Here is a 12,082-nt window from a genome sequence, read left to right on the forward strand (position 1 = left end):
ACATGAACCAACGATGCGTCGAGGTCGATAATCAGCGGATTGGTTGCCGTAGCCAGCCGGGCTGGATTCCGGGGCCCCAGGGCTCTGGACATCGGTAGAAAATTAATGAGTCGCCGCTAAGCCCTTCACCCGATACCGCAACACCCGATCCGTCCCCGGATACACGGTCCGCGTACCGCTGAGCAACTCACACAATTCACCCAACGCCACCGTGGCACGACGCGTCGGCAAAGGATCCAACAGCACCTCCAGCACCCCGTCCTGGCGTGGGTCCAAATCCCCGCTCAGCTTTAACGCCTGCCGCACAAACACATGAGCCTGGCTCGACGCTGCCTTATAACCGGTCTGCGTACGCACCTGGGTGACCAGCATCATCGTGACGTTATACGCGGCCATCCGAAACGCGTGCAACACCTGCTTCAACTCGGATTCCAGCACCTGCTGCCCAGGGTTCACTTCACCCAAAGGGAGTTTCGTTGAAATCGCCTGATAGGCCTTGGACGCCTCGGCCAGCTGCTTCTCAGCTGCCAATACCGGAGCGTTCAATTCGTTGAGCATCTTATTAGTGATCGTTACCGTCTCCCCTGGTTCCGGGGAACACAGGGCAAGCTCCTGAACGTCCGCGGCAGCGGCCAACGCCCGCACTTTCGCGGCCAGCGCGTCGCGTTTCTGCTTCGCCTTGTCCTTCAAAGGATTCGGCACCCGACGTTCACTATCATCAGTGAACGCTTGGTAGCTGTCATGGGCATCCAACGCGAAATGCTGGCGCGCGTACCGGAAGTAGTTTTCATGCCGCCACCGTGCACTCATACGAAACACGATCTCGGCTGCTGGCAGGTCCGTGTTGGTGGTGAGGATATGAATCTGGCGATGCTCTTGGCCGGTGGCTTCGCGGACCTGCTTCCCAGCGGCCACGATCCGGCTGATCTGCCGCATCTGGAAACAGGTTTCCTGACCCGCTGACCCGTAGGCCAAAGTGACAGTCGTATCGGCGACCTTCCCGTACTCATGCTTGGTGCCGAACTGATCAACGTACTCAACCTTGCTGAACAGGTCCGGGCTAACGTCTTCGGTGGTGCCCTTGCGCCAGGTGAGCGGATCAAAACCAGCCCGGGAGAGGTCATGGAATAGCTGCGGGGACCACCCTTCGCGGTCAAAGCCGATCAGCACGCGCCGCTCATCACCGATCATGTCCCGCAGTTTCGGGGTCAGCCGGCGCAGCTCGCCCACCAAGGAAGTGGAAGGTTTAGCCATGACCATGAACACCGGTGCGCCCTTCGCGTCAGCGACCCAGGATTCCATCGACGCCGGGACCGGGAACTTCAGCCTCGTGGAATACTGCTTCCCGGTCTTTTTCTTCCCCTGGTAGGAACGTACGTGGCCGTCCACGTAAAGCAGCAGCCCAAGCTTGTCCTGGGTGGTGGGTTGTGTGCTGGCCAGATGGTGGCGGCCCAAGGCAGTGAGCAAGTCGGCAGCCTTGCCCATGGCGGCGAGTTCCTGGTGCTTGCGGCGCACGGTCTTCACTTCCTGGGCCCGGTCCATGCCCAGGATCCGGCCGAACCCTGCCGGGTCCAACCGGGTAGCGCCTTCAGCACGCGGTTCACCGGCCAGGGTACGCAGCACGGTTTCCAAGATCATCGTGTTCAGCCCGTAGAACCCAGGCTTGAGCGAACCATAACTCTGCTGGACGCAGTCGGCCAGTGCGGTAGCTTCCACCGCGGGCAAGGCCAGGAGCAGCCCGGCATAAGGGATGCGGGAGCTGGCGGTGAACACCGGGGACGCTTCGTCCAAGTTCCCAGTGGATGCGGCTACGCGTTCGGTGGTGCGTGGTTCAGGATCAACCAGGATCGGCAGGGCAAGCTGTTCTGGCACGGATGGCGCGGGGGTGCCGGGTTGCCTCTCAGGGCTTGTTTGGCTCTTCGCGCTGGCAGTGGCGGCTTGGCCTGTTGCGGGGTTCAAAGTCATGGCGCGGCGTACGCTGAACTCGGAGACCCCGGCTTCGCTGGCTGCTGCGCGGTTTGAGAGGCCGGAGGCTTTGAGCTGGTGGATCTGGGTGATCAGTTCACCATCAAGTTTTGAGTTTCCTTGCGGACCACGTTTTTCACTGAGCAGCCCGGTGATCCCAGCGGTGTCTGCTGCGCTTTTCCAGCGCCACAGAGTTGCGGTGGAGATGCCGAACCCGGTGGCGATGACCGGTGCGGGCGCGGCGCGCAGGGATAGCAGGTTCACCGCGGCATAGCGGCGGGATTCTTCATCGCCGGCAGCCCAAACATGAGTGAGTAGTCCATGGATGAATACCTGTCCACCGTCATTGTTTTCCACGAGTTCCACAGCGGCGCCAATGGTGGTTCCGCTGCCAGTGGGCGCGAAGGCAAGTAGTGGTTGTGTTGTCATCAGAACCATCTTCCCACCTCATCTGAACCCGCATCATTCGTCTAGTTAATTATATCTCAGGAATGACTGGATTAATAGTGCCGGAGGTGGATTCTTCCCCAGCATTCCGGGGAACTCTAACTATTCATGGGGAGCCGATGTCCAGAGCCCTGGGTTCACAGAAAAGGTGATCCTTCGAACGGGTATTTTGGAAGCTTAGACACTCCCATTTTCCCAGTTCAGATCACCTTTTCATCTTTTAAGTCAGTTAATGACTGCCGTCGTCATGAAATACCCGGGCTAGGAAGCAGACGGGCGGGTGAGGTAAAAGACGCACCTTCTCCATGGTAAAAGTGGAGTCATGGAAAACGGCGCTAATTACCTCGATAAAACGAGCAGACTTGCGGATATGAATTACCCCGCTATCACCCACATAGCGTAAACGGCAATTGCGTAGCTTCGCACCGTCTTCGCTGTATAGGACGTTTCCATTTCCATGGGAGTGAACTGAAGAGTCACGAAAAATGGAACCCAGTGACGATCAAGGTGTACAGCGTTGTCATGAATCTTGTACACGTACTCAAACGTCGTAATTGATTAGACCGCACTTGTCATGTCAAGCTCGGTTCTACCGGTGTGGGAAGAAGAGAGTAAGGATTGGGGAATTGAAAATTCCCCAATCCTTACGGTGCTTCAGAGCGTTAGCGAATTAGATTCTGTATATGAGGCAAAACTGTATTTCCGCATCTCTAAAGTCGCCCAGTCCGTGTTTTCAAGCGCGGCCCAGTCAGTCTCATTGAGGGAATCGTCGGCGTCCACCAAGCGCAGCTTCTCGCAACCGGAGAGAATTTGAAGCCTCAATCCGATCAGGTCGATCAGCGGATTATCGTCTGAGATTTCAACTGCAACTAAGTAGGCAACATCTTGATCTACGTTGGTGGTTAAATCTGAAGCATTCAAATCACTGGTGAAGCGTACCTCGACGGTATCTCCGTTGCCATTGACCGACTGGGAAACGTACCGATACTGGTCAAAGATCTCATCATTGACCATGTTGTAGGTTGCCGGTGCTGCTGATTCGAGAAGCAGAGGAGAAGCAGCGACTTCCAGCCTCGAGGCTGATCCTTCGAGCGCTTTGAAGCTGTGATTTAGAGTTGCTTTGGAAACCGCACCGTTGTCTTCCAGAACAGTTAAACTCGCCAGCTCATCAATAGAGTCGTAGGCGCCAAAAAGCTTCTGATTATCGGCAGTGTATTTCACGAACGGATGCTGGCTGTTACTCATGATCTGACGGAAAATCGTGCGGCCAAGGGTACCTTCGAGGAACCAATTCGCATTTCCGATTTTTGACGATTCTAGATCAACGCGTACTTGTATCTGGAGTGTTCCGTCACCAGGGAATTCGCGAACTTGTTCGCAGGTAAAGGACTTTTCGCTTGTTGGCTTCAGGAACTGTCGCATCAGCCCAAGCATTGAAGGAAGCGCAGCGCGTGCCACCGCACCGTGGACACCGTTAACGCGGTACTTCGTTAGATTTGGAACGTCGTGCGCGAACTCGATAAGCGAATGATTGCTCAGTTCATCATTGTTTGTGTAAAAGTAGTCAATTTTACGTCCCTCGGAAAAATAGCGACGAAGTAGTTCTTGAGGCTGCTCGAGGGAACTAATAGCCTGATTTTGGAACAAGTTGTTCCTGAAGAAAGGCTTATTGAAGTAGTATGGCAGGCTCATTTGTGGAACTGCCAGTAGCAGTTGGGCTTCTTCGAACTCTTGCGCGTAATGAATTGCGATGCTCCCGCCCTTGGAAGCACCGAAGAACAAAATATCTTCATTAGCAACTTTAAAGCGGGAAGCGAATCCTGAAATGACGTCGCGAACTCGGGAGTAAAGCGGTCGCCCAGCGTTGTCCACCATCATGTATGAACCCGCAGCAAGATAACGGTCTTGGAAGCAGACCATCAAGGTGTCTTTTAGATCCGTGTCCGTGAGTGCTTTGAGGTAGCTCACGGCGTACGAGATGCGTGAAGTTGATGGTCCGAACCCTGGAAATGTTAATAGGATTTTTTTAGGATTCGTGGTGTTTCCGCGCAACGAGTAGTAAACGTCACCGTGCTGTTCAACGTCGTATTGCTTGTCGTATTTAAGCTGTTGCGGCGTTGTGTAGGATCCACGGCCGATCTTGATGCTGAAGCTAGCGTCAATGTCCAACTCAAAATCACGTGGGTTATCTGAACTCACGATGATATTTCGGTATTCAAGTGGGAATCCGCGAGCTGGTGGCTCGATCTGGTTACCATAAACAAGCTCGCCATTTTGAAGAATACTGAACGGTTTACCGTTGTGTGGCTTCCAGTTGTTTATGGTTAGCTTTGCATAGTAAGTGCCTTTAGGCAGGCCCTCACTAGTCATGCGCCGAACACTGTCATCTAGGTTTCGTTTGGTTAGCGCGCTGCGGACCTTGCTTTTCTCGGGCAAGCCCATAACTTTCCGGGCCAACAGACGTCCGGTTGTTGAGTAGGCCGCCGCTTTACCTGCCATAGAAACACGATTTTTGATTATTTTTGCGGGGTTCATTAGAGGCTAAGCATCCTGTCTACAATCTTGGCGTTGATGCGCTTCGGATCAACGCCTTCAAAGAAGCGTTCGTTACGCTGAGCATATTCCGATGAGTCGTCGAGGTACTTTTCACCGGTCATGTATTCAATCAAGGAATCTGAAGTATCAAAGACTGGTCCGAGCCCTTCGGAGCGGTAGTCCAGCCGACTTTCGTAGGGCTGGTCTTGGAAAAAGTCTTTGGAATCCCATTGGTAATAAGCGATTGGTATACCGATGAACGAGGCATCCAAGACGGCGGAACTGTAATCGGTGAAAACAAAGTCAGCTGAGGAGATTGCTTCCCGGTAGCTATCATCAGACTTGACTACACGCTGCGAGAAATGGAAAAGAGAAGCACGCGATTCGACGTTCGGGTGCAGTTTCACATGCAGCGTGACATCGTGTTTGTCCAAATAAGCGAGTACCCGGCGATCAGTAATTAGCCCGTCGATAGCGCGGAAGTATTCCGTGCTAGTGAAATGCTCGTTGGATACCTGATTAAGGTTAAAACGCCAGGTCGGCATGAATAGTAGGTGCTGGCCTTCTTGCGTCGTCTTCTCCAAGGATTCCAACCGGGGGAGTCCAGAATTCAACGTTTCGACCGGAGCGTATTTCTCCAGATAATCGGCTTCCAGCTTTCCAGTGGCAACAAAGACGTCGAAGTACTTGGAAATGATCCAATCCGACATGTCATTGAGCTGTATTCCGTGCTGAAGGTAAACGAAGCGTGAGTTCTCTAGTGATTTGCCCTTGTACCGGAGATTGTAGATCTGTGAGGAAACTACAAGATCGGATTCAAGGAATTTTTCGTAGAAATCTCGTGTGAATATTGGAATTAGGTTGAAGCCTTTAGCCTCTAGTCGAGGCCAGTCTGTTGATTTAGGATTCAACGCGAAGTAGGCATGGGTGTATTCGGGATGGTGGCTGGTGAAATATTCGTACAGGTACTCCGCGTTGTCATCTGCCTGCATCGGACGGTCAAAGAAGATCATCAACGAGGATGGCGACATCGGACGGCTGTAAAAATCATAGACAGCTGGGTTCGCGTATGAATCCCTTTGCTCATGCGGTAGATAGGCCTTGTTGATAGCAACGTTCATATCGGAGAATTCAATATCGTATAGGTCTACGTCGCCAGCGACTGGGTTTGCAGCATCGCTGAACTGTAAATAGAAATCTGCCGCCGTGAGCTGTTTGTACAGGAAAGTGGACTTATCGGATCCTGCGAGCCAAGAAATCCAGGACGCTTCGAATGGCTGCAGAGGCTGAACTAACGAGACAAGTTTGTCCAGCTTGAAAGATTTGATTAGATCGCGCAGATGTGTCGTGGAAACAGCTGTCTTTTTTACCCCGCGGAGTCCGCGAAGATAAATGGCGAGGTATCGAACCATATAGGTTCGAACCTCAATTGAATTTGTGCTGACCATCGGGAACAGGCGAGTTGTCGCTGGATCCAGCAGGTTTCCGATGGCGGCCTTGGTATTAGTGGCTACCGAATATCCAACCGGTAATGGTTTGACGGTGCCAATTGACCAGTAGAGTCTAAAGCTAATATAAAGAGCAGAGCGGTCAACGTCGCCAACTGCATCCATTGCATCGCGTAGACGACCGGTATTGAAAGCCACACCGTAGATGTCTGCATCTCTCGCGTAGAAATAAGCCTGTTCTACCTTAGTAATGGTGACGTCCTTTGGGATGCCAGCCGTGTACATGTGTGGTTCGGCCATATAAACGGTACGAGAACGCAGATAGTCGATCATCGTGGCTACGTAATTAGTGGGAATCTTGTGAGTATCCCGAACGAAGAGTACATATTTAGTCTCAAGTGCGTCTACGATGTTTCGCAGTGCCGATGTCGTCAAATTTTCGGAAGTAATTTGAAGATCGAAGAAAGGCTCGTACTTAAGCCGAGCGGAGATCAGCCGTCGATAAACTTCAGATTCGCGGTCAAGCTTGGCCGAGGTTTCAAACACAATCGTGAGCAGCTTGTGTACTTCCGTCATTGAAATAAGTTTCCTGAACGTAGGTCCGAAAATGATGCTGGTGCCATTTGGCGTTATGGCACAACTACTAGGTTAACCATTAATTCATTTTAAGTTCATTATTTGGACGCTACAAATATGCAATCGTACGCCTAGTGCTTGGTTTGGCGTTTGTTCGCAGGCGGCCATGCGTTTGGATTAACGGGTATATGACGTGCCATAAGTCAGCGCGGTTCGATCATTCTTCGGTGCAGAGGTTCAATCCAACGTTGTAAAAATAATCACAGTCTCACCCGCGCCATTCTTTTCGTCATGGCCAACCCTGTAGATTTCTGTGAAAGTGAGGATCTCGCGGGACTAAGGTAAATTTGTATCGTGACTTCTCAGCAGAAACCCTTTTACATCACCACAGCTATCTCCTACCCGAATGGCACCCCACATATTGGGCATGCCTACGAGGTCGTCGCAACGGATGCCATGGCGCGTTTCAAGCGGCTTGACGGGCATGACGTCTTCTTTCTGACCGGTACGGACGAACATGGTCAGAAGATGATGCAGACTGCGGAGAATGAGGGCATCACCCCAGCGCAGCTGGCGCAGCGCAACTCGGATGCGTTCCAGTCGATGAATGATGAATTGGGCACGAGCTACGACCGCTTCATCAGGACCACAGACGCGGACCACCATGCCGCGGCGCAGGAGCTGTGGCGCCGGATGGAAGCCAACGACGATATTTACCTGGACAAGTACGCCGGCTGGTACTCGGTCCGCGACGAAGCCTTCTACACCGAAGAGCAGACCGAGGTTCGCGAAGACGGTATCCGTTACACAACCGAAACCGACACCGAGGTAACTTGGACCGAGGAAGAATCTTATTTCTTCCGGCTGTCCAAGTACCAGGACAAGCTGCTGGCTCACTACGAAGAGAATGCTGATTTCGGCGCACCCCGATCGCGGTTCAACGAGGTTGTTCGTTTCGTTGAAGGCGGTCTGACGGATCTTTCGATTTCGCGCACAACCTTCGACTGGGGAATCCCGGTTCCCGGCAATGAGAAGCACGTCATGTACGTTTGGGTCGATGCCCTGACGAACTACTTGACCGGTGCCGGTTTCCCCGACGTGGATTCGGCGTCCTTCCAGAAGTACTGGCCCGCAGACGTTCACGTCATCGGCAAGGACATTTCCCGGTTCCACGCCATCTACTGGCCGGCCTTCCTCATGTCGGCAAAGCTGCCGGTGCCCAAGCGTGTGATGATCCATGGCTTCTTGCACAATAACGGTGTGAAGATGTCCAAGTCCTTGGGCAATACCGTGTCACCAGATGATTTTGTGGCGCGGTATGGACTCGACCAGGTGCGCTACTTCTTCCTTCGTGAAGTGACCTTTGGCGCGGATGGCAGCTACAACCATGACACCATCGTTGCGCGCATTAATGGCGATCTCGCGAATAACTTTGGAAACCTGGCTCAGCGATCGCTTTCCATGGTGGCCAAGAACTGCGGGGGAGCCGTGCCGACCCCGGGACAGCTGGTGGAAGCCGACGAGCAGATACTGGCTGCCGCCTCAAAGCTTCTGGAAATCAATCAGGAAGCATATGACCGCCAAGACTTCAGCCGGGCTTTGGAAGCCGTCTGGCACGTCTTAGGCGATACCAACGCGTACTTCGCCGAGCAGGAACCATGGAAGTTGAAGAAAACCGACCCAGCACGCATGGAAACGGTACTCTACGTGACTATTGAAATCGTTCGCAAGGTCGCAATGCTCCTGCAGCCGGTCCTGCCGCAGACTATGACCGGCATGCTTGACCTGCTGGCTGTTGACCAGGGGACGGCACGCAATTTCGAGAACTTTGACACCGTCCTGGTGCCGGGAACCGAATTGCCAGCGCCGGCTCCGGTTTTCCCGCGTTACGAAGAAGAAAAGTAAGCCTGAAAACTTAGAGCTCCAAGCTTGGTTTCAACACCAGCTTGGAGCTCTATGTTTAATCGGCAAGTGCTAGGCGCTGACCACACCGGTTTGGTAGGCAATCACCACGGCCTGAACCCGATCACGGGCCCCAAGCTTGGCAAGAATGTGTCCCACGTGAGTTTTGACCGTGGCTTCGGAGAGAAACAGATCTCTGGCGATTTCTGGATTCGAACGCCCCAAGGCGATGTGTCCGAAGACTTCACGTTCACGAGGCGTCAAGGACTCTACGGCGGACATCAACGTATCGTCGGTTTGCGAGGAGCGCTTAAGCAGCGGGGCCATATGTTCCAGAAGCCTTCTTGTTGTCGAAGGCGCAATCACGGCGTCCCCGCGGTTTACCGTACGCACCGATTCCAGCAGCTCTTCGGGAGGAGCATCCTTGAGCAGGAACCCGCTCGCTCCAGCCTGAATGGCGCTGAACGCGTACTCGTCCATATCAAAAGTGGTCAGCACGATGATACGTGGCGCCTGCTTGGAACGATCCTTAGAAGTCAGTAGCCGTTCGGTCGTTTCGATTCCATCCATTTCCGGCATGCGGACATCCATCAAGATGACATCTGCAGTGGCCAACGAAGGTGAGGCCAACGCCTCGCGTCCATTGGAAGCCTCCGCGACAACATTCATATCCGGTTGGGAATTGATGAGCATGCGGAAACCGCTACGAACCAGAAGCTGGTCATCGACCAAGGCAACTGTAATTGGCTCACTGGGGGTCATTCTTTTTAGTCCTCGGAGTAGGGGATGAACACAGAGACGGCAAATCCTCCGCCTGGATGCGGAGCAGCGGTGCTTGTTCCATCGTATAGGGAGACTCGTTCGTGTAATCCGCGCAGACCTTGACCGGTGCCAGCGATGCCTAGGCTCCCTGCGCCCCGGCCGTCATCAATGACGCTAATTTCAACGCCCCGATTGGTCCAGCTCAGAGTCACGTTCGTGGTTGACCTCGGGCCTGCGTGCTTCATGACATTAGTCAGGGCTTCCTGCACGCATCGGTACGCGGTCAGTTCCGCTCCGGTAGGCAGCTGGCGACGAGGCGACCCTTTGACTTGGAAATAAACTTCTAGTCCGGACTGCATGGCAGTTTCAACCAACTCCGGAATGTTTTCCAATGTTGGCAACGGGCGGTGATCTACATCTTCATCTGTGCGCAGCACGCCCAACAGGCGTCGCATTTCGCGCAGTGAGGAACGCCCCGCGTCAGAGACCGTCTTCAAGGTTTCAACCGCGATGTTTGGGTCCTTGGCGGCCGCGTATCGTGCACCATCTGCCTGAGTGATAATCACCGAGAGCGAGTGGGCCACGATGTCATGCATTTCTCTGGCGATATGGTTGCGTTCATCCGAGGCAGCCAGTTCACGTTCAATCAGCCGTTCGTTTTCCAGGCGTTGCGCATGGGCGCGCAGGGCATTGAGGGTTTGCCGCCGGCTCCGGGCGAGGTCACCAAAGGTCCAGGCCAGCATCACAACCAGCGATAAGCCCACAAAGGAGATGATCATGTCAAAGGACAATGTGGACTGGCCGTAGGCTCCCGGACCAAAGATGTTAAATGTTGCAAGAATCGCACCGAGCAACCCCACGCCTAGGGTAGCGAATGATTGCCAACGTTTCCCGTAGACAGCCATGGTGTAAATCAGCAAGGGCACCGATAGCTGCGAGGGGAGAAAGGTGCCCTGAAAGAACAACTGCATGAGGTGAGCGAAGACCACGACAATCGTGACGCCCCATGGATAGCGGCGGCGAACCATCAAGGGTGCCGATTGCAAAATGGTGATGGCCAATAAACTAAGGGCGAAACCCATGCCGCCCCCGGCACCCATGGCAAGCGCGAATCCCGTGCACATCAATGTGTAGAGAGCGCCGGTGAACAAATCGATCCGGCCGGGGTTTGAACGAATCCACCGGTCGATGCGCCGGTGCGGGTTATTAAAGATCAACTGTTCCCTCGTGCCTAAAGACTGCTATGTCTCGAGTTTAGTCAGCGCTCGGAGTTCCGTCCTCATGCCACGGTTTGATGTTCTCATGACTTACATTGAAATGATTCTCAGTATTTGAGATAGGTTCTCAAATGGTGGATTTGCTTCGTTATGATGAAAACATGGGAAACGTTATTAATATTGCTGTCATTCCAGGCGACGGTATCGGCCCAGAAGTGGTAGCCGAAGCCGTGAAGGTCCTGAAGTTCGTGACCAACGGTGGAGGCCAACAAGTTGATCTCACCGAATACACGTTGGGTGCGGAACACTGGCTCAAGACAGGGGAGACCCTGACGGATGAGACGCTCGAAGCTATCAAGCAGCATGATGCCATCCTGTTTGGCGCGGTCGGCGCGGCCCCTGGCGACACAAGAATCCCCTCGGGAATCATTGAGCGTGAACTGCTGCTGAAGCTGCGCTTCTCGTTGGATCATTTCGTGAACCTGCGCCCTGCCAAGCTCTACGCTGGAATCGAAAGCCCGCTGGCTAACCCGGGCGACATCGATTTCGTAGTCGTCCGCGAAGGCACGGAGGGCCCGTACGTTGGAAACGGCGGCTCCGTGCGTACCGGCACCCCGCATGAAATCGCGACCGAAGTCTCAGTGAATACCGCCTACGGTGTTGAGCGTGTAGTTCGTGATGCCTTTACCCGTGCAGCCGCCCGGGAGCGCAAGCATGTGACCTTGGTCCACAAGCACAACGTGTTGGTTTATGCCGGACACCTGTGGCGGCGCACGGTCGAGATGGTGGCACCGGAATTCCCCGAGGTGACCCACGACTACCTGCACGTAGATGCAGCGACCATCTTCTTGACTACCGATCCATCCCGATTCGACGTCATTGTGACCGATAACCTATTTGGTGACATCCTCACCGACCAGGCCGGCGCCATCACCGGTGGCATTGGACTGGCGGCCAGCGGCAACATCAATATGGACCGTACCTATCCATCCATGTTCGAGCCGGTCCACGGTTCTGCTCCCGACATCGCCGGCCAGCAGAAGGCTGATCCTACCGCCGCAATTCTGTCGGTGGCGCTGATGCTGGATCACCTCGGCATGTCTGCCGAAGCGGCTACCGTTGAGCAAGCTGTCGAAAAAGAGATCACTTCACGCCAAGAATTGACCGATCACCGCACCACAAGTGAAATTGGCGATGCAATCGTGTCGCTACTGGCATAAGCTAAAAGCG

General features: G+C 53.9%; 7 protein-coding genes. 2 read left to right on the top strand and 5 right to left on the bottom strand.

Translation table 11 applies throughout. The annotated features are described in order from the left end of the window. Nucleotides 1-102: 102 nt before the first annotated feature. The 3 genes from CQ017_RS16135 to CQ017_RS16145 form a co-directional block, all read right to left on the bottom strand. Nucleotides 103-2,394: a putative transposase gene (locus tag CQ017_RS16135; RefSeq protein ID WP_146112515.1), complete on the bottom strand. Its 2,292-nt coding sequence runs from the start codon at nt 2,392-2,394 to the stop codon at nt 103-105. Between the two features lie 672 nt (nt 2,395-3,066). After that, nucleotides 3,067-4,947 (bottom strand): hypothetical protein, encoded by a 1,881-nt coding sequence (locus CQ017_RS16140; protein WP_146112516.1) that lies wholly within the window; start codon nt 4,945-4,947, stop codon nt 3,067-3,069. Further along, nucleotides 4,947-6,971: a CDP-glycerol glycerophosphotransferase family protein gene (locus CQ017_RS16145; protein WP_105554562.1), complete on the bottom strand. Its 2,025-nt coding sequence runs from the start codon at nt 6,969-6,971 to the stop codon at nt 4,947-4,949. The genes CQ017_RS16140 and CQ017_RS16145 overlap by 1 nt, the downstream gene beginning before the upstream one ends. Before the next feature lie 354 nt (nt 6,972-7,325). Here CQ017_RS16145 and metG point away from each other — a divergent pair, with 354 nt between their 5' ends. Further along, on the top strand, nt 7,326-8,876 hold the full coding sequence (gene metG / locus CQ017_RS16150; RefSeq protein WP_181150576.1) for a methionine--tRNA ligase: 1,551 nt from the start codon (nt 7,326-7,328) through the stop codon (nt 8,874-8,876). 69 nt (nt 8,877-8,945) lie between these two features. Here metG and CQ017_RS16155 read toward each other — a convergent pair whose 3' ends face one another. Both CQ017_RS16155 and CQ017_RS16160 read right to left on the bottom strand, forming a co-directional pair. After that, nucleotides 8,946-9,635, bottom strand: coding sequence for a response regulator transcription factor (locus tag CQ017_RS16155; protein WP_105554564.1), 690 nt, complete (start codon nt 9,633-9,635; stop codon nt 8,946-8,948). Between the two features lie 5 nt (nt 9,636-9,640). Further along, a complete protein-coding gene (locus CQ017_RS16160; protein WP_258133767.1) occupies nt 9,641-10,852 on the bottom strand; it encodes a sensor histidine kinase in 1,212 nt (403 codons plus the stop codon). 161 nt (nt 10,853-11,013) lie between these two features. Here CQ017_RS16160 and CQ017_RS16165 point away from each other — a divergent pair, with 161 nt between their 5' ends. Next, nucleotides 11,014-12,072 carry a 3-isopropylmalate dehydrogenase gene (locus CQ017_RS16165; RefSeq protein ID WP_105554632.1) on the top strand — a complete coding sequence of 353 codons (1,059 nt, stop codon included), beginning with the start codon at nt 11,014-11,016 and terminating at the stop codon, nt 12,070-12,072. Nucleotides 12,073-12,082: the final 10 nt, after the last annotated feature.

Origin of the sequence: Arthrobacter sp. MYb224 (genome assembly GCF_002975455.1) — a bacterium.
Classification (GTDB): domain Bacteria; phylum Actinomycetota; class Actinomycetes; order Actinomycetales; family Micrococcaceae; genus Glutamicibacter.